At 59.0% G+C, this 17,672-nt stretch carries 17 protein-coding genes; all 17 read right to left on the bottom strand.

Annotation, left to right across the window (positions count from 1 at the left end):
* Positions 1–16 precede the first annotated feature (16 nt).
* The 17 genes from QWU00_RS16220 to QWU00_RS16140 all read right to left on the bottom strand — a co-directional run bounded on the left by QWU00_RS16220 (position 17) and on the right by QWU00_RS16140 (position 17,667).
* Entirely contained in the window at positions 17–487 is a 471-nt protein-coding gene (locus QWU00_RS16220; protein WP_035381980.1) for a lysozyme, read from the bottom strand.
* Positions 488–665: 178 nt separating this feature from the next.
* A complete protein-coding gene (locus QWU00_RS16215) occupies positions 666–881 on the bottom strand; it encodes a hypothetical protein (protein ID WP_150395578.1) in 216 nt (71 codons plus the stop codon).
* A 64-nt stretch (positions 882–945) separates the two neighbouring features.
* Positions 946–1,596 (bottom strand): hypothetical protein, encoded by a 651-nt coding sequence (locus QWU00_RS16210; RefSeq protein ID WP_238706708.1) that lies wholly within the window; start codon positions 1,594–1,596, stop codon positions 946–948.
* A gap of 2 nt (positions 1,597–1,598) precedes the next feature.
* Positions 1,599–2,891, bottom strand: a complete 1,293-nt coding sequence (locus QWU00_RS16205; protein ID WP_052051568.1) for a hypothetical protein — start codon at positions 2,889–2,891, stop codon at positions 1,599–1,601.
* Positions 2,891–3,619: a hypothetical protein gene (locus QWU00_RS16200; RefSeq protein ID WP_304651052.1), complete on the bottom strand. Its 729-nt coding sequence runs from the start codon at positions 3,617–3,619 to the stop codon at positions 2,891–2,893. The genes QWU00_RS16205 and QWU00_RS16200 overlap by 1 nt, the downstream gene beginning before the upstream one ends.
* A gap of 45 nt (positions 3,620–3,664) precedes the next feature.
* Positions 3,665–5,290, bottom strand: a complete 1,626-nt coding sequence (locus tag QWU00_RS16195) for a hypothetical protein (RefSeq protein WP_150395579.1) — start codon at positions 5,288–5,290, stop codon at positions 3,665–3,667.
* Between the two features lies 1 nt (position 5,291).
* Complete coding sequence (locus QWU00_RS16190) at positions 5,292–10,808, bottom strand: phage tail length tape measure family protein (protein WP_304651051.1); 5,517 nt, start codon at positions 10,806–10,808, stop codon at positions 5,292–5,294.
* Positions 10,808–11,449 carry a hypothetical protein gene (locus QWU00_RS16185; RefSeq protein ID WP_052051343.1) on the bottom strand — a complete coding sequence of 214 codons (642 nt, stop codon included), beginning with the start codon at positions 11,447–11,449 and terminating at the stop codon, positions 10,808–10,810. Before QWU00_RS16185 ends, QWU00_RS16190 begins: the two co-directional genes overlap by 1 nt.
* A gap of 3 nt (positions 11,450–11,452) precedes the next feature.
* Positions 11,453–11,827 (bottom strand): hypothetical protein, encoded by a 375-nt coding sequence (locus tag QWU00_RS16180; RefSeq protein ID WP_052051342.1) that lies wholly within the window; start codon positions 11,825–11,827, stop codon positions 11,453–11,455.
* Positions 11,827–12,288: a hypothetical protein gene (locus tag QWU00_RS16175; RefSeq protein ID WP_035380096.1), complete on the bottom strand. Its 462-nt coding sequence runs from the start codon at positions 12,286–12,288 to the stop codon at positions 11,827–11,829. Before QWU00_RS16175 ends, QWU00_RS16180 begins: the two co-directional genes overlap by 1 nt.
* Before the next feature lie 81 nt (positions 12,289–12,369).
* Positions 12,370–13,668, bottom strand: coding sequence for a phage tail tube protein (locus tag QWU00_RS16170; RefSeq protein ID WP_150395702.1), 1,299 nt, complete (start codon positions 13,666–13,668; stop codon positions 12,370–12,372).
* Between the two features lie 85 nt (positions 13,669–13,753).
* Positions 13,754–14,215 (bottom strand): hypothetical protein, encoded by a 462-nt coding sequence (locus tag QWU00_RS16165; RefSeq protein ID WP_035381424.1) that lies wholly within the window; start codon positions 14,213–14,215, stop codon positions 13,754–13,756.
* Positions 14,212–14,655: a hypothetical protein gene (locus QWU00_RS16160; RefSeq protein ID WP_035381426.1), complete on the bottom strand. Its 444-nt coding sequence runs from the start codon at positions 14,653–14,655 to the stop codon at positions 14,212–14,214. The genes QWU00_RS16165 and QWU00_RS16160 overlap by 4 nt, the downstream gene beginning before the upstream one ends.
* Entirely contained in the window at positions 14,655–14,972 is a 318-nt protein-coding gene (locus QWU00_RS16155) for a hypothetical protein (protein ID WP_035381428.1), read from the bottom strand. Before QWU00_RS16155 ends, QWU00_RS16160 begins: the two co-directional genes overlap by 1 nt.
* Positions 14,972–15,616, bottom strand: a complete 645-nt coding sequence (locus QWU00_RS16150) for a head-tail connector protein (RefSeq protein WP_035381430.1) — start codon at positions 15,614–15,616, stop codon at positions 14,972–14,974. Before QWU00_RS16150 ends, QWU00_RS16155 begins: the two co-directional genes overlap by 1 nt.
* A 14-nt stretch (positions 15,617–15,630) precedes the next feature.
* Positions 15,631–16,872 carry a phage major capsid protein gene (locus QWU00_RS16145; RefSeq protein WP_035381432.1) on the bottom strand — a complete coding sequence of 414 codons (1,242 nt, stop codon included), beginning with the start codon at positions 16,870–16,872 and terminating at the stop codon, positions 15,631–15,633.
* A gap of 60 nt (positions 16,873–16,932) precedes the next feature.
* Positions 16,933–17,667, bottom strand: a complete 735-nt coding sequence (locus QWU00_RS16140; protein ID WP_035381434.1) for a head maturation protease, ClpP-related — start codon at positions 17,665–17,667, stop codon at positions 16,933–16,935.
* Positions 17,668–17,672 lie beyond the last annotated feature (5 nt).

Below are 17,672 nucleotides of genomic sequence, written 5' to 3'. Positions count from 1 at the left end.
AGAGAGGATGAAAGGGTCAGGCAAAAGGCTGGCCAGCCCACACCAGCCATTCGGCATGCCGCCGCCGGGTCAGGCCCGGAGAGGTGATAAGCTGGCCATCTTTGTGCATGTGGTTCCACAGCAGGAGCTGGTTTCGGGCCATAGTCCCCTGCCCTGCATTCAGCCGCCGCAACAGGGTGGAGCCAGCCAGCGCCGACAACCCAAGATTGAAAGCAAAATCCAGCAAGGCAGCCTCCTGCCCGGCCGTCAGGCTCACATGCACAATCTTGCGTATCTCGGGCTGAATCGCCCGTAGCGCCGCCAGCAGAAGGCTCTCTGCCTCTGCTGCCGTAATTGGGGCTGTGTGGGCACATACGGCGGCCCCGTTGGCCAACCAACGGCTGCCGTAGCCGATGGTCCAGTAACCGGCCGGACAAACGTATGGGCGCAGGCACAGGCCCTCAAACCGCCGCGCCAAAGCAGCCGCCAAAAGGATCGGATCATTCATCGTGTTTTCCGGATACAAAAAAGCCGCGTCATGCGCGGCCGGGGTGGACGAGTTTACAGGCAGCTAGGCCCGGATTAGTCCAGCAATGCGAAAGACCCGCACAAAACTGCCATTTTGAACGGAACAGGCCACGGGCGAGTTTCGGTGATCTGGTTTACACATCGGCCGTTTCTGGTTGTCAGTGCAGCGCGTTATGCAGGGCTGTCACAATGCCACTGCCCAAGGCGCTGCCCAGAACCGTCAGGCTTCCGAAGATCCACGCACGCGGCGTGTTGAGCTTCTTGACCTCAGCAGCAAGGGCCTCAATCCCTTTTTGGACCGCACCAAGCCGCCCATCTACGTCACGCTGGTAGGCGCGAAATTCTGGGCGGGTAATCGTATTCGTTTCAGACATTTTCAGCATCCAGACATAAAAAAACCGCCTCACCGGGCGGCAGAAACAGCAACCAGGCGTTGCCTCAACTCATGATTGTGGCGGGCCTGTCCGGCAGCCTTGTGCTGGCGGTGTCCGTGCCCTCAGCAATGGCCTCAATCGCATCCGCATACGCCAGCATCTCAGCCGTAAATTTCTGCCCCCGCACAAAGGCACGGGATTCCTGCTGCTGGATCCAGCTCTGTTCCGCCTGCGCCTGGACTGAGAGTGGGACCGGCGGCGTGTAGTCGATGATCTTGCCATCCTGCACGCCCCGGCCATTTGACTTGCGGAATGCGGTAATATCGTCCCAGTCCTTTTCGGCAACCGCGATCATGTCCGAGGCTGCAGGCACGTTGGCAACGTTGCTCATGGCCCAGGTATCATACCAGCCCAACACTGGCGTGGGCTGTGCGGCCGAAAGGTCAAAACTGGCATAATAGCGCGCCGGATGCAGCAGTTTGCCATCCTGCACATGGATAGACTGGGCACGCTGCGCCAGAGACCACTGCGCTGGCGTGAGAGCGATCATGTCGGCTGCTGCTGGCAGCGCGTTGATCCGGGCATCATCAGCCTGCGTATCAACAAGGCCGGTCACAAGCGTGATGCCGGTGGCTGCCCTGTCATACTGTGCATAGTAGCGGGCCGGATAGGCAGAGGCGATCAGGGCCGCACCCGTCAAAACTGTGTCTGTCATGATTATCTTTTGCCTTTTGCCTGAACATAAATGGCATCATATGAGCCATAGAGATTGAGCGTGAAACCTGATGCATCTGGCTCCCAGACGCAGTGATAATGCGCGATCACGCCGCCCGTAATGGCCTGCACAACAATGGACTGCGGGGTGGACGAAAACGCCTGCGGGAAGCTGATGCGGCCGGATGAGACGTTATCCACCCGGAAGCACTGGAGGATATTGCCATACGGCAGGTTGATGATCCGGTCATCGCTGGTGGAAAAATCATTGTTGAATGATGTGCCCGAGTAAATATCAGTCGGGATCTCTGATTTTAGCGCCATGAGACCGGCGGACGAGTTCAGGCGTCCGTCAGGTCCAAACCAGAAATAGGTTTTGTGGCCGTATCCATTCAGCAGCAACGTGAGCTGGTCAATCTGGCCCACATGCTCCTCATACCACATCCGGGCATTTGAGCCCCGGCTGGACAGGCCAAACTGAATGCCGGGGGCTTCGTTCCAGTCGCCATTGTTTCCCGAATTTGCGTAAGGATTATCAAGATAAATGGACCCGCTCTTGAGCGTGTAGATATTCCCCTGCGCATCAACCCTGGCTACATTGTTGTTCGGGCTGGACCAGTGCGAATACAGATCAACAATGCCATCTGTGCCCACATTGCTCTTGCGATAGATTTGCAGATACCCCGTGGTATCAACATGCATCTGCCCGGCAATAACGATGTTATTGTTTATGACATTCGCCACATCCGTATGGGTTGCATAGTCACCCGCCTGCTGGGCAAACGCATACTTTATTGCGCCACCTGAATCCTTATAGGAAAACCACATATTGCCGGTTGAGATCTGCACGCCCCCCTGCAACGGGGCATAATCCTTTGATCCTCCTGCACGGCCTATATATCGGGCTTCCGCATCCGCCGCCCCGAGGGCCTGCCGCTTGGTCCAGTCGGAAATGGATTTGACGATCAGATGCCCGTCAGCCTCAAAAATCGGCACATATTCAGCCGGTATTTCGTTATAGACTTCCACGCTACCCGAGAAATTGAGCGCTGATGTGCCGCCGCTTGTGGTGCCAATGATGGTGGTGCGGGAAAGCGTGCTGGGCGTGCCGATGGTCAGCGTGCCCACACCCCATTCCGCACTGGATCCGTCATCGGCAAAATAGAACACTGAACCGCCATTAGGGAACGCAGCAGAGAAGCTCCGGCGGCTGGTTTCCGGACCATTGAGGGTAAAGCTGCCCGTGCCGGGCGCTGTGGCTGTCTCCAGGACAAAATTGCCAAGCTGTGGTGCCATTACAGGCGCTCCGTCAAAGTCAGAGGAAGGGAATGCCTGTCAGCATTTCCAAACGGGTTGGACAGCTCAGCCCCACTCAGGCGGCCAAACAGCGCCTTTGCTGCAAGGCCTGCCGGAGTGGCGGATGGGTCGGGCAGAAACAGGATGTTTTGCCCGGTAGCTGCCACCCGCAGGATCCTGTCCAGGACAACCGCGTCCGCATCGCCATAGGATTGGTGGGCAATACTCAGCTTGCGCTGATACCAGCGGGCCGAGACAAACTCAGCGCCACCCAGAGTTGTGACACTGTCCTGCCCCAGCGTGCGGTCCGCTGTGCTCTCCGTGCTGTAATTGCGCACCGGCTGCCAGATGGGGCCAGCGTAGGCGAGCGGGATTGAGAGAAACCCGTCCGGATTCCCATTGTCCGTAATCTGGATGGTGGCCGTATCGCCCGTGACGGCCATTGGCGCCACCAGCAGGATCTGGCCATTGGCGACCGCCTGCGCCGTGCCCTGCCAGACCGTATTGCCGCCTGACAGGACGGTGACAGTCATGCTGGCCCCGGCTGTCAGGTTGGTGCGGAACAGCCCAAAGGCGCGCCAGGGGCCGGCAGGCGGGTGGCTGATGGTGAGCGTTGCCGCAGTGCCTGGCACACGCCAGCCGAGGCTTGCCGCCCCCTGCTGGTTGCGCAGGTTTTCCACCGGCAACGCCGAGGCCTGCGCAGAGGCTGTGAGCGCCGCGTCCAGCACGCGGTTCTCCCAGCCCAATCCACAATTTTCCATTTTTATCCGTCTTTAAACGAGGATCTGAAAGGTGACGGTCTGCTCTATTGAGCGGATCTGTTCACTCACCACCCGCCCTAGCTGCCTGTCTTCCAGCCCCGGTGCCGGTGCCGAAATGCCAACCACAGAGCCAAGATCAATTCCCCAGGCGAGATTCTGCGGGATGGTGACGGCCCAGAGCCGCCTCTGCTGACCCCACAATGCCCCATGGCGTTGCGCAATGAGGGTGGCATCCGTCTGGCGGGCCAGTGCCGTGGTGACCAGGGCCGGGTCATTGGGCACCCGCCAGTGGGCCTTGATGTCTGGCGACCACCAGATGGCAGCCCGATCCGCCACAGCGATGATGGCCTGCCGTGCCGCCGGAGCCTGCGGGTGCAGGTTTGAGCCCGTGGTCTGGGTGGTGAAATTATGCTGCCAGCCAATGCGCCAGCGCCATGTTGGTGGATCCAGAGAGCTGTCCAGTGTTGCGGCTGCTATCTCGGTGATCAGATCCGCATTCAATTCGGCGGCCGGTGTGGCAGACGGATCCGGCGCGGTCAGCAGGATGGGCCGCAACGTGCCGGTGCGGGTGGGCACCAGAGTGATGCACAGGCCACTAAGCAACGTGCTGACCGCCTGCTTGCCGGTAATGGTCTGTGAGCCATCCCAATACCAGCCACCCTGCCAGGGCGCGATCGAGGACGTGGCCGGCCATGCCGCATCAAGGTAGGCCGCAGGCATGACCAGATCCTCCAGCAGCATCTGCCGCAGGATATCCAGCACGTTGGCAGGCGCTGCACCGGAGCGGAATTTGCCTACCGCGTCCACTGTGATGCCATAGACCGGCTTGGTGCCCAGCCGCAGCCAGGTGCCAGCGGAGCCAGTCTGCACGGTGTAGGTGCCAGGGCTGGGGCTGCTGGCATAGATATCCGCCACCGTGCCCGCCGAGGCGATGCCGCCCGGATACCCACCCTCATACAGTGCGGTGATGGAGGCCGGGCCATCCGAGATCTGATAGACATAATTGACGCTATCAATCAGCACCGGCGTGATGTTGCACACGGTGCCCCGGATGCGTGGCATGCCCTTGCCCGCCACGTTACTGTCTCCATCCAGCTTGCCCGCCCCGCCATAGACGGAGACCGGCATGCTGCCCTCCAGCCAGTAGGTGGCGTCCAGCAGGTCAATCACCACGGATGTGCGGTCCGGTCGCCAGCTCTTGCCCAGGCCTGCAAACACAGGCCGCAGGCTGGTGCTGGCAGGATCTTTCCACACACGCCGCACGCCATCCCAGATCTTGCTGCCGGTGTGGATCCGCACCGGCAGATGATCATTGACGCGGGTGGTCAACAGGCTGTCCAGCACGCCACCCGGATTGGCCAACGTGATGGACCCGGCCGAGAGCGCACCGCCCATGGCATCCGCCGTGAGGGTCAGCCCCCGGTCCAGCGCAAACGCATCCGTCACATAGGGCGGATACGGTGTGCCGGACTCATCCACATACCCACAATCGGAATAGCGGATGGTGTCCGTAGCCTCTGGATTATGGGCACGCCGGCGCAAGGTGCCGTGCGCCCGCGTGCCGTGGCCATAGGTGGCCGCAAGCGTGCCAGCGGCAGGCTGGACAATGTCCAGCTCTACCGTGCGGATAACTGCCATTTTACGCCGCCTTTAAGGTTTGGACCCGAATGAACTGCTTGAGCTCTGCCGTGATGGCTGCCTGCATGGTCTGGATGGACTTGTTGACCTGGAGCGTTGCATCCACCTGCTGCGCTGCCAGTTGCTTGGCCAGATTGGCCGTAAAGGTGTCAGCGCCCAGATTGCCGATAGCCTGCAATTTGGTCAGCATGTCCTGATAGGCCTTGCTGTAATCCGTGCCGGAGCCCAGCCATTGCTTATCGACAGACAGAGCCGTCTGGGACTCAGACTGGAGGCGCGTGAGCGCATCGTAATCCCCGCCCATGGCCGCCTGATAATCCGTGTCAAAATTATCATTGGCCAGCTTGTACTGATCCTGCACGGACAGGGGCGAGGCATCGGACGTGCCCAGACCCTGCACGTAATCAGCAAGGTTTGAAAAAGCAGACGCTACCGAGGATTGCGCCTCGGAGAGGTATTCCGCCTGCTTCTCCGCCGCTGCCTGTGCCGCCTGCTGCTGGGCAGCAAGCGCCTGATCGGCATAGGTGGTCTGGATCTTGAGGCGCTCGGCCGCCAGCGTCTTGTCCAGGTCTGCCATCTGGGCGGCATAGGTCTGGTTGTCAGCAAAGCTGTCCCCCAGATAACTGCGCCACTCATCTTGCAGGCTCTGGCGCTGCTGATCGGCTGACACGTCAAAATTGACCAGATCAGCACCCTCCTGATCCCCGACCGCGGCAAGGTATCGGGCCTGCACGGACTGGTCAGACTGGGTCAGTTTGGTGTTTTCTGCGTCCAGCATGGCCTGGGCAACGGCTTTGCCTTTATCCAGGATCACCTGATAGTCCAGCCCGTAGGCCTTGGCCTGGTCTGCTGCCTGCTGGTATTTGTCCCGCAGGTCCGCCACCTGGCTGACAAGGCTCTGCGCCCCGCTATTGGTGATATCCAGCAGCTCCTTGAGATTGCTGATCTGGGTTTGCAGAGCATCGGTTGAGATGGTCTTGCCATCAAACCCGGCAAGCACCTTGCCCAGATCCCCCGTATAGCCGCTGATATGACCAACGGTGATATGCGTCTGATCGTCAAATTTGGCGACAGACACATGCAGGGCATCCAGCGTATCTGCCAGTTGCTTGATGCTTTCGATGGCCTGCGTATAGCTGCTGACGCTGTCAAAACTTTTGGGCATCAACTGCTGGAGCGCAAGATTCTCGTTGGCATCATCGCTTTGCAGCGTGATGTTGGGTAGCAGATCTGTCAGAGCCGTGGAGCGGTGTTTCTTGCCTTTGTGGTAGTGCCCCACCTCCCCATAACTGCCATCAGACACGGTAATCCCGGCATCGGCATACGCGGCATTGACGCTGGCAAGATCCGTTGTGAGGCCTTCCGTCACATCGTCTTTTGCATGTTTCGAGCGCGTGCCACCAATAGCAAGCTGACCGTCTGAACCGATAACACTATCGTAAATACGGTGAGTTTTATTAAAAAGCCCACCGATGATGCCGCCGATTGCGCCCAGGACGGTGCCCCCGATCATGCCGCCAACAGGGCCACCAAATACGGTGCCAACGGCGGTGCCGATACCAGCCCCCACCGCCGCACCGATTTTGCCGCCCTGACCGCCGCCAGTGAGGTTGGACGACATCTTGCCAACGCTGTAGCCCATACTCAAACCACCAAGGACACCCCCGGCCAGAGACATGGCCCCGCCTGCGGTGCTGGCCGTTGCCTGCCCGCTATCCGACATCAGGCCGCCGTTGCCCGCAAACATATCCGACAGAGACCCAAAGCCGGAAGACGCAGTGGCAGACGAGGATGAGCCAGAACCGAAAATGCTCTGGATATCACTGACACTCATGCCGTTTGAGGCCGTGGCCTGGCCAGATGAGGACAGGCCACCATGGCTTGACGTGTTGCCAAACAGGCTCATGCCACCGCTGACCGTCGGTGCCCAGTCGCTGCTGTAGGAACTGGATGCCGATGTGCTGTTGTCATTGGCATAAACAGAATTCATCGCATCCGAGCTGGCTGTGGGGGCCCAACTGCTGCCTGATGATGTGCTGCCTGACCCGTTCTGTTGCTGGCTGAACATCTTGGTGATGTCATCCATTGTGGTCCGGGTGCCACCGTCAATCTTGTTTAGCAGTGGGTTGATCAAAGCCATTTTGGCAATCATGCCAACAACCTGAACTTCAATCCCTTTCAGCACATTTTTGAAGGACATGCCCGAAGAGGTTCCCTGAAGGAACCCCTGCGTGACGCCATCCGTGAGCTGGTCGGTCATGTTCTCCAGGCTGCCGGTGACGTCCTGCAACACCTGCTGGTGATGTGCATACGCCGTTGTCACGTCAGAGAGCGCATCCACACTGGCCAGATAGTCCTGTGTGGATTGTGCCTGTAGGGAGTTGCCTTTTTGCTGTTGCTCCTGTTCGGCCTGCATGCGGTTGATGAGCTTGGTGCGGGCATCCGCATTCATGCCCAGCGTATCCGTTTCCAGGCCGATCAGCTTGATCTGGTTCTCATTGGCGTAGGTCTGCTGAGACAGTTCCGTGTCTCTTTTGGACTGCGCCAGACGATCCAGGCTTGCTGCCATTGCGTCGACTTTTTGAGTAAAGCCGGGCGCATTTTTCCCGAAATGATCCAGCGCGTAATTATAGGCCTCCACATAGTTGGTGGCATGATCGGCTGCGGCACCACCTTGGGCCCAGGCGGCTGTGATGCCATCCTGCAACTGCGTGTTGCGGGCGATGACTGTGAGGTTGGTTTGGTATTCCGCCGCCAGAGTGCGGGCGGCAGCAGCCTGCACCAGCGCTTTTTCGCTCGCTGAGGCCATGCCGCCCGAAAGCTGGCGTGCGGCATCGTCCGCCTGCTGGGACGCCTCCACCATGGCCTTGTCATAGCCCGTCAGAGCCGCCGCAGACTGGGCAGCGCGGTCCTGCTGCTCAATCAGATCCGCAAACGGCCCACGCAGGCCGGCCAAGGCAACATTGGCCGCGGTGAGCTGGCCATTGAGGTTACGCATGTCGGTGGCATATTCTTCATCAGCGATCTTTCCAGCCGCATGCAGTTCATTCAGGCCAGATACAGCAGTTTTCAGACCTTGAATTTTGCGTCTCTGATCATCCAACTGGCCGCTGAGGCTACTGTCAGAACCGATTTCCGCATCCACGGTCTTTTGTAGGTCAGCCCAGTGAGCAGAGAGGCTTGTTACGGCTACATCCTGTGCTTTTAAGGATTGAGTAGACGGCACATTACCAGAACTGTCATTTGTTCCGCGGACACCCCCCGTAGCGTTGGTATTGGTGGGCATGGAGAACTGCGGCTCAGCCGTATTTCCCTGTGCCATGAGGTGCGACAGATTGGTGGCTCCTAGCAGGTTCAGGCCACCTTCTACTCCCCCTTCCAGCTTCCCACCGACCCACTCCATCCCGGAGGCGACGGAATCCCAGATGGACTTTGTGGCTGTTTCAACCTTCGGCGCAATCTGTTCGATGAGCTTAATCAGCCCCGTCAGACCTTTGACGCTGGAGGTGACCATACCCATGACCCCATTGCCCATATGGTCAAAGGCGTAGACCACCGCGTCTCCCACGCCACCGGTTTCATCTTTCAGGTTTTTCAGGGACTGCTGAAACGGTGTGAGCGCCTGTTCTTCCGCGTTTTTTGTTGTCTGTTCCCAACGTTTCATTACGGCGTCCAGAGCGCCGGTGCGATCCCCTGCCTGTGCCATATTCTGGACCATGAGCACCAGACCGGCGTTGAAACCGGGCATGCCCTGCTGGGCAAACTCTTCTGCGGCCTTGGCAGGATCCTGCAAGGCAGACGCCATGGTCTTGGCGGCCTCTGGCACGGTTTCGCCCATGACGGCCGCCAGATTGCGGGCGTCCGTCATGTAACGCTCAATCTGGCTGCTATCCACGGTTGGCACGGAAACAATGGTCTGCACGGCCGTGCGGCTGTCTGACAGAGACAGATCACTGTCAGATTCATGCAGACTGCGGGCCGCTTTTTCGGCAGCCGTTGCCATGTCAGCGTAATCCGTGCGTGTGGCGCGCAGATGGGTGCTGAGCTGGGCAAGCTGCTGCTGCTCATTCTCCGAGGCGTAACCCATGGCGGCAATGGCAGCCACACCTGCCGTTACACCGGCTACCAGCGCACCAGGACCAACCAGGGCAGACGTCACGCGTGTCAGGGAGGCCCGGAAGCCCCCCATGATCTGCACCATGTTGGGCACCTGGTAAAAGGCTGCCTGCATGGCGTTCCCACCGGCGAGGACCTGGTCAAAAAACTTGTGGGTCTCATCCGCCAGGATACCCAGCTCAAATGCTGAAAGTTTTGCCGCAGCCCCATTGCCTGAGAGAGAGGCCGTCTGCCGGTCCAGCGTGGTTTTTGCTTTGCCGACATAGGCATCATACTCCTGCTGGGAGATGATGTTGGCCGCCAGAGCCGCGCCTGCTTTTTCCTGCGCCTCTGCATACTCCTGCTGGGCAGCCGCCAGCGGGACCAACTGGGCACGCAGTTTTTCTGCGTCCTGTGCGGCCGCCTCAAAATCGGCCTGCCGTGTGTCAGCCTGACCATATTCGGGTGTGGACACACCAGCCCAGGCATTGATCTTGCCCTGAGCACCTGCGGCAGTGGTTTCGTTCTGCGTGCGGAGCGCATCCTGCTGCGCCTGGGCGGTGGAGACAATGGCCGTTTTCTGAGCCTGATAGGCGGACGTGATCCGCGCCATGGAGGCTTCATATTCGCCCATATCGAGAATGCCCGCACGCAGGAGTGTATTCAGTTCCTGCTGGGATTTTGCATAATCCTGTTCCGCACGGGCCAATGGCACCCATTTGGCACGCAGTTTGTCAGCAGCTTCAGCGGCCGCTTCAAAATCAGCCTGTTTATCCGATGTGTCGGCCGAGCCGGATGACACACCGGTCAGGTTGTCAATGTGCGACCGGAGGCCAGAGGCCATCTGATGGGTTGCTGCCTCAGCGGCAGTGCCAAGTGTGGCGTACGAGGCTGCAATGTCACGCAGTGCCGCGCGATAGTCCTGCACCGTAATCTGCCCAGCCCGAAACTGGGCGGAGACATCCCGCATGCTGAGCAACTGGGCAGACTGAGCGGCCGTCAGAGTGTCAAAGGACAGTGCCGCCGAGGATCCTCCTTTTGCAGCTTCACTCTGTGCCACCTCATAGGCGGACCATTGCGCTTCCGCCTTGGCAAGACTCTGTGTCGCCTTTTCAATTCTCTGGTCCAGCCCGGCCAGAGTGCGCTGGCGGTCTTCTTCTGTCTTTTCGCCCCGCGCAATGGCGTCGGCCATCACCTCTTCAGCTTCTGCCCGCTTCCTCAGCAGGGTTTCCAGAGTGCGTGTGGAACGTGCCACTGCATCATTACTACGCTGCACACCGTCGGCCGTCTGAGAGGTTTTCTTGATGACCCGATCTGTGACTTCTGCAACATCCCCCAGTTTTTCCAGGGCAGCCGCATCCTTTTCCACTAGTCCTGCAACATTGCTGGCGTACGAGATGCGCAAAGACTCTTCATTGGGCATCAGACTTTTTCCTTCAGGACAAGGGCGGGATAGGTAATGGGCTGACCGGCCGAGCGCGATCTGCTGCGGCCGTGGTTCTGGCGGAGGATCCACGGTGCACCAGGAATGACACCGGCCGGGATGGTGACGAACTTCCGTTCCGCCTTGATGTTGGGATACTGGCGCTGCACGATCTGGCGTGTGGCCTCCACAATGCCGGGTGGCACTGATGTTTTCATGCCGCCCGTGTCGATCTTGCGGGCGTAAGGCTCCGGGTTCAGCACCATGACCTCACTCCCGGCCGGGATGCGGGCGAGATCCTGCGTCCAGACCCGGCCATCCACCACCACGCACCAGGCGCGCCGAAAGCGGCCTGAGCGGACGGGAGACAGGCGCATGGCCTGCTCTACCGCCAGCAGCGTGGCCTGCGGCAGATAGTGGAAGCGATAGAGGATCACACCATCAGGCTGCACAACGGCTTCCCGTGCGTCCTTCTGGCCGTCCACATAGGTGGTGTAGGCGTTAGGAGCCTGATGGCTGGAAATCAGATCATCACGGATCTGAATGGCCCTGGTGGCAAGATGGGCAGACAGAGCCTCCGGAGAGAGGGTCTTTCGGGCAAACAGGCGCACGGAGCGCGCAAACATTGCACCATTCGCCATGACCTATTTCCCGAAAATGGTTTTGAGTTCCTGCTTGATCTGGATGGTGCTCAGCCTGATGAAATTCGCATCCAGAATACGGACACAGGCGATCACGAACTCACGGTTTTCTCCATACAGGCGGTTGCGGTCACACCATTCCTGCACGGCCCGATAGGGGAGTTCCTGCGGGCGTGGGATGCCACGAACAGCCCCCATGCCGCCCCCGAAGACATCCTGTGTATGAAGACGCTCGCCCGCCAGCTCGTTCCAGCAGCGCCAGGGCGTGATCAGCCAGGGCTCTACCGCCACATAACGGGACTGGGCATCCAGCGCTTCCCAGTCCGTATCCGGTATGGCGCGCCCCTGATATTTTGCGACAAGGGGCGCATCCATCATCACCCAGCAGAGGGCGGCTGAGAGTTTTTTTCCGCATCCTCAAGCAGCGCCTTGCTGGCCATGCCAACACTGCCTGCGGCCTGAAGAGCCAGCACGAGCAGCCCCATATTGGCGCGCTTGAGGATGGCGGCCTTGAACTGCTCAATGGTCATGGGGGAGCCGTCCATGTTTTCCAGACCGGAGATATCCAGCAGGCATTTTTCAGCCAGCGCCTGAGCCTGGCATTCGTCCTGGACGGATGGCGGCAGGGTGTCCGGTGTGACACGATCCGTGGAGGCAGGCGGCAGACCGGTATTGAGCCGGATGGCGGCCGCGCGCTGCAAGGCAGCCAGACGGTCAATATAGGCGGTGGTGAAACCGCGTGTGGTGATGGTGAACTTGTCCCCTTCGGGACCGACATCAATGGCCTGGCCATTATCGAGAGCAGATTCATCACGCATGTAACGGGCAGCTTTTGCCATGGTCATTTTTCCTGATTGATATGAGGGGCTGAAACAGAAAAGGCCGCACGCAGCGGCCAGTTATGGTGAAAAAAGGCGAGATCAGGAGCCGGTAGCGGCAACACCTGTCAGGCGGAAAATGGCGAAGGTGGGACCACCATCTGCCGTGGGATTGCCTTCGATATCGAAGGAAGCCTTCACTGTCTGGTTAGTCTCGGAACTGTTGACCTTGGCGTTCCGCAGCGCGGCATTGGTGAACATGAAGGCGTAACCGTTGCCGCTATCGTCAACAGATTTGACAACAATCGGTCCCTGCGTGCCAGCAAGAGCGGCATCATATTCATCCCAGGTGCGGAAATAGAATTCGATACTGCCAGATGCCGTGAACTGTCCCGTGCGCACACCGCAGGCACTGGCGTGGCCGTTACCGTAATCATTCCCGTTGCCATCACGCGCCAGCGTGCAGGTGAACTGGGTGACGCACCCGGCCGGGGCCTGTCCATTGATTGTGGCGCCAAGGAAGTTGTTGACGGTATTGTGGACTTTTCCGCCAGGTGCGGCCAGAACAGATGCTGCAATATCCGTTTCAGATTTGACCTCATCCGCACAGATGGCATCAAGGCTGATCGTGCCAAACTGGCCCTGCTGCAACTGGATCTGCACCTGCGTGATAAGGCTGCCCGGATAATGCAGGAACTTTCCGAGCAGTTTTTTGCGGATGGTGAATGTCTTGTCGAGACTGGAATTGAAGATGTCCAGCGGCCTGACTAAAGTCTGCGCAGACAGGTCAAGCATATCATTGCTGCCTTTATCTCCAATCAGACCATAGACGGATGCAAACGTCCCCTTAGCAAACAAAAGGGTCGAATTGGTATTAGCTTGCCCGATATATTGGGCGAAAAGATCCACCTTATTCACTGGATCAGAAATGATCACGTAGCCTGTATCTGGCCACGATTCGAAAATAGGCAGCCCTTTGCCGCTTGTGTCATGCGCCCAGATTGCATCCAGTCCTGTATTGCTGGCCTGATTATACGAGATCTGGATCAACTGTGCCGCACTGGACGTAACGGGTGGGATGCTACCCATGGGCACACCAGCCCAGTCCGCTCCCATGACACCAGCAATCAGATCATCAAAGGTACCAGAGGACAGTGCGCCGGAGATGGTGCCGGACGCCTGCACCTGCGTGATGACAGACTGCGAGACCTGTTTGAGGTCATTGATTTCCTGCGGGCGGGATGTGGTCTGGGCGCGTGAGAAGCTCTCGCCCGTGATCCGCAACGCCTGGTAGTTGCCAGTTGGCGGCGTGGCGTAGAGTGTTTCCAGCGCAAAATCCATGCGCGTGTCATTGGTCTGTGCGCCTGCCGCCAGGCCGGATGTGGCCCCAGTGAACGCCATAGGTCACCTCATAAAAAAAGGCCGCACATGGCGACCTGTATCAGAAAACGATGCCCTGACAGATCAGGGCGGTGCGGGAAGCCGGTTAGCTGCTGGCGAGCGTATCAGACCCCTCAGTTGCGCTCGTGCTCTCGGACGGTGTCGAACTGGACGGCGTTGACGGGCTTTCCGGTGCGGCAACAGGCTGCTCATCGGCAGGCATCAGCCCATAACGGAAGTTTGCGCCCTGCTGCATGGCCAGGCACATGAGAGAGGCGTCAAACGGCAGGGAGGTCTGCACGGAGCCGGTCAGGACAAACGGCTGGTCTGCCCCGCCAATTTCCGCAAGAACCTTGTAGCTTTTTCCGGTTTCTTCTGCCGGAGCAGGCACAAAAGACGGCAGGCCCCGCACCTCACGATTGAGCCATGCGCCATAGCGCAGGCCTGCGCCAACAGAAGGCGCGATCAGGGCAAGGGCGGCTGATGTGCTGGCAGCTTCTACCGCAGCACTGGCAAGCAGAAATTTGCCGGATCCTGCTGCCGTTTCAATGAGAGGGAAAAACTTCATGGCTGTTGCTCCAGGGCGTCCTGATAAGTGTAATCGACCATGAGGGTCAGCACGTACCAGTTGCCGGTATCATCAAGGTTGGGAGGGGCATTGCTCTGCCCCCGATAGAACAGGCCTTCCGGCCAGCCCTGCGGTTGTGTGGTGATGCGGGAGGCACGAAAGGCCGTGCTCATGGCTTTGACATGAGACAGCGCCGTGGGTGTGTTGATGCCGGAGGCCTTGCGCACCATCAGGTGCAGCATGATCTGGCCGGTTTCCTCATCCGCTGTCTCGCCCATGCCAAGCCGGTCAGACACCGCGCTTGCGATATCCAGCACCCAATAACAGTCCGGGCGGCCGTCTACCTTGGCGACAAGAGGGTCGATCAACTTGAGGTCATTGGCCTGACAGACGCCGATAGCGCGACTGAAAGCGTCATTCCAGACAGCATCGCTCGTCATTACTGGCCTCCTGCGGCAATCAGACGCCAGCCGCAGAGGGTCGCCCCGTCATAGATCGGCACGGCGTCGGTCAGGGTGTAGAATTTCGGGCCGTCCGTGATCTCCATGTCAGCGGCGGGCGTCAGACCTTTGGCGTTCACCTCATCAGCCATGATCTCGACCACGAACGCCGCCTTTGCCACGCCATCCTGTAGCTGGGCGGCCTGTGGAGGCGGAGAATACGCCTTGAGCGTCACGCTCGTGCCATTGCTGCCGAGCACCATCTGGCGTCCCTTGGTGCTGATCTGGCGGCGGCGTGAGGTTGTAATCCAGCCCATTACATCAGCTCTCCGCGAAAGTTATCCAGCAGATCAGCGGCAGCCTGTGGCATGCCACCAGTGCCTGATGCACTATTCCAGGTTGTGGAGCCCACGCCCTGCACCGTTTCTGATTTCATGTTCGGATCCCGGCTACTGCCCAGAAAGAGAGCGGAAGCAGTCATGAGAGCCGCTTGGCTGATGACCCTGGGCAACGTGCCTGGTTGAACCACACTGTTTGCATCGACCGAGGGCGGCACGTATCCGGCCTGAAAGGTGATGCCGTAAAGGCCCGCCCGCCAGAAGGGATGCCGCTTTAACGGCAGGGACAGGAGCCCTGCCCTCTTATCCAGAATGAGGTCTGCCACCTGATCCGCAGACCAGCCGGTCCCGTTATGGGATACCGTCTTGATCTCCGTGACCGGCACAACACCCAGCACAATCTCTTCAATCCGTTCTGAGGGACTGAGGCGGAATTCCTCAGTCCACTCTCCGGACAGGATCGGACGGCCGATATAGGCCAGCACCATGCTGGATGCGGTCAGCAGCAGGCGCTCAAGGCGCAGATCATTGCTGCTGTCCGTGACTTCCAGATCCGCCTTCAGGTCCGCAACAAGAGCCAGCGGGACATCTGCCGTCGGACCATCAAGGGAAAGGCTTATCATGGGCTTTTCCGTAATCAGCCGCCTGCTGCGCCAGGCATGACCAGTTTCTTGATCGGCTGGGCCGCAGACGGCAGGCCACCACCGAAGCGGGCATATCCAAAGTAACCGGTCTGCAAATAGTCAGCATACCGCTCATTCAGGCGCACAACGGAAACCTGTTTGACCATGCGGAACTTGTAGTTCTTCAGGTTGCCAAACAGGATGGGGGTGGCACCGGCCGCAATGTCCGGCATGCTCTCATTCACCTCAATCGGGTAGCCCGCAAACGTATCGGGCATACCGGTGACGAGGCTCGGCACCCACAGTGGACGGCCTTGATTGTCCTTCAACAGGTGCAGGGCTTTGGTGCTGTTGTCATTCATCATGAACACGGCGCCAGAGCGGTAAGCCCGGTTGACGCTGTGGATCAGTTCCACAAAGTCATCATACACCAGCTCCGCGGCCTTGGCCGTTGGCCCGGCTGCTGCGGCTGTCAGCACACCCTGCGGCATCCCTACCCCGGTGCCGATGGTCAGATCATCCGCCAGTGTGCGACCAAACGCCGTGGCAATAGCAGTCCGGATGAAAGCATCCAGATCCATGAAGCTGTCCTGCATCAGCGTCCAGGGCACCAGAATGGCGTCCGTCGCATACAGGAAGGCTTTCAGGCTGACCTGCCCGAAACTCATGTTCCCCTGACCGACCTGCTGATTCTCGCCAATGATCTTGGCGCGACGGGACGTGTCATCATTGGTCGGCCACGGGAGATCCGCGCCAGTGCCACCCGTGATTTCATCAAACAAATTCAGGGCAGTGAAATACTCTTTCAATGCAACCAGAAGTTGTGCTGCAAATGCTGGCGGGACGAGATAGCCGCCACCGGGGCCGGTGCCAGTGCCCATGTCACCTGCGTTTTTGAAGTTCGCCTGATAGGCCTGAACACGCTGCATGGCAAAGGCGCGATCTTCACCAGCCAGCGCATCAATGCCACCACGGAGCCACGCCACGAACACCCGTTCATGACGCTTCTCGTTTTCTTCCTGCTCATCAGGGCTGGTGCCATTGTTTTCAGCACGGGCTGCAATGCCTGCGGCCAGTTCCTTGTTGGCCGCATCCGCTTTTTCAATACGGTCAATCTGGCCCTTGATCTGGTCCGCTTCAGCCATCATGGCGTCAAACTGGGTGACCTGCTCGGCCGTCATGGTCTCGCCGTTGGCCAGAGCGCGTGCGTCTTCAATCAGCTTCGCCCGTTTGGCGCGCAGTTCCTTGGATTTCATCAAATTGTCTCCGCTGAGGGAATGAGGGTGAACTGTCCGGAAAATCCGGAGAGTTGGGCGTCAGCTTTCGGCTTCGGCCAGACGGACCATGCGGCGGCGCGCTGCAATGTCCGGCACGGAAAGGGTGTTGGCGGGCGGTGTGGGCTGGTGCTCAAACACGCCGTTTTTCAGGGCGGGCTGGGCCTTGTTCTGGCTGGCATCAAGAATGGTGTCGATGAACCCGGCATCCTTGGCTTCCTGCGCGGTAAACCATGTTTCCGCGTCCATCATCTGAGTGATGGCCTCCGGCTTCTGCCCGGTTTTATCAGCATACAAACTGACAAGCTGACCGTCGATCTTGGTCAGAACGGCTGCTGTTTCCGTCATGTCAGCCTTGTTGCCCAAAACAACACAAAAGACATTGTGAATCATAAGAAAGGCGTTGGGAGCCATGCTTATGGTATTACCAGCCAAGGCTATAAACGAGGCCGCAGAGGCCGCCAGTCCATCAATAACAACATTCACAGCACCGTCATGGGCTTGCAGGGCTGCGAAAATTGCTAATCCGTCCATCACGTCCCCGCCTGGACTATTGATATGAAGATTAACAGGACCGGGACCGATGGCAGCTAACGTTTGGGTAAAGTCTTTTGCGGTGATGCCCCATAGACCAATCTCATCATACAGATAGATGGTTGCTGGCTGATCTGCCGCTGCGCGTGGTCGGCTGTCTAGCTGCTGCGGTAAACCCGCTCGCGCATGCGTCAGCAGCACACGGTTTGAAAACCGTGCGCCGGGAGAATTAAACTTGTACATGATGC

It is taken from the genome of Acetobacter tropicalis (assembly GCF_030644465.1).
GTDB lineage: Bacteria > Pseudomonadota > Alphaproteobacteria > Acetobacterales > Acetobacteraceae > Acetobacter > Acetobacter tropicalis.
Note: the sequence above shows the minus strand (reverse complement) of the source record. Positions and strands in the feature narration are given on the sequence as shown.

Bases quoted from the DNA above. Each gene is read 5' to 3' on its own strand.
- QWU00_RS16165 (WP_035381424.1), bottom strand. From the start codon at position 14,215: ATGAAGTTTTTCCCTCTCATTGAAACGGCAGCAGGATCCGGCAAATTT.
- QWU00_RS16205 (WP_052051568.1), bottom strand. From the start codon at position 2,891: ATGGCACCACAGCTTGGCAATTTTGTCCTGGAGACAGCCACAGCGCCC.
- QWU00_RS16140 (WP_035381434.1), bottom strand. From the start codon at position 17,667: ATGTACAAGTTTAATTCTCCCGGCGCACGGTTTTCAAACCGTGTGCTG.
- QWU00_RS16215 (WP_150395578.1), bottom strand. From the start codon at position 881: ATGTCTGAAACGAATACGATTACCCGCCCAGAATTTCGCGCCTACCAG.
- QWU00_RS16180 (WP_052051342.1), bottom strand. From the start codon at position 11,827: ATGATGGATGCGCCCCTTGTCGCAAAATATCAGGGGCGCGCCATACCG.
- QWU00_RS16160 (WP_035381426.1), bottom strand. From the start codon at position 14,655: ATGACGAGCGATGCTGTCTGGAATGACGCTTTCAGTCGCGCTATCGGC.
- QWU00_RS16210 (WP_238706708.1), bottom strand. From the start codon at position 1,596: ATGACAGACACAGTTTTGACGGGTGCGGCCCTGATCGCCTCTGCCTAT.
- QWU00_RS16220 (WP_035381980.1), bottom strand. From the start codon at position 487: ATGAATGATCCGATCCTTTTGGCGGCTGCTTTGGCGCGGCGGTTTGAG.
- QWU00_RS16175 (WP_035380096.1), bottom strand. From the start codon at position 12,288: ATGGCAAAAGCTGCCCGTTACATGCGTGATGAATCTGCTCTCGATAAT.
- QWU00_RS16145 (WP_035381432.1), bottom strand. From the start codon at position 16,872: ATGAAATCCAAGGAACTGCGCGCCAAACGGGCGAAGCTGATTGAAGAC.
- QWU00_RS16185 (WP_052051343.1), bottom strand. From the start codon at position 11,449: ATGGCGAATGGTGCAATGTTTGCGCGCTCCGTGCGCCTGTTTGCCCGA.
- QWU00_RS16150 (WP_035381430.1), bottom strand. From the start codon at position 15,616: ATGATAAGCCTTTCCCTTGATGGTCCGACGGCAGATGTCCCGCTGGCT.
- QWU00_RS16170 (WP_150395702.1), bottom strand. From the start codon at position 13,668: ATGGCGTTCACTGGGGCCACATCCGGCCTGGCGGCAGGCGCACAGACC.
- QWU00_RS16195 (WP_150395579.1), bottom strand. From the start codon at position 5,290: ATGGCAGTTATCCGCACGGTAGAGCTGGACATTGTCCAGCCTGCCGCT.
- QWU00_RS16155 (WP_035381428.1), bottom strand. From the start codon at position 14,972: ATGGGCTGGATTACAACCTCACGCCGCCGCCAGATCAGCACCAAGGGA.
- QWU00_RS16190 (WP_304651051.1), bottom strand. From the start codon at position 10,808: ATGCCCAATGAAGAGTCTTTGCGCATCTCGTACGCCAGCAATGTTGCA.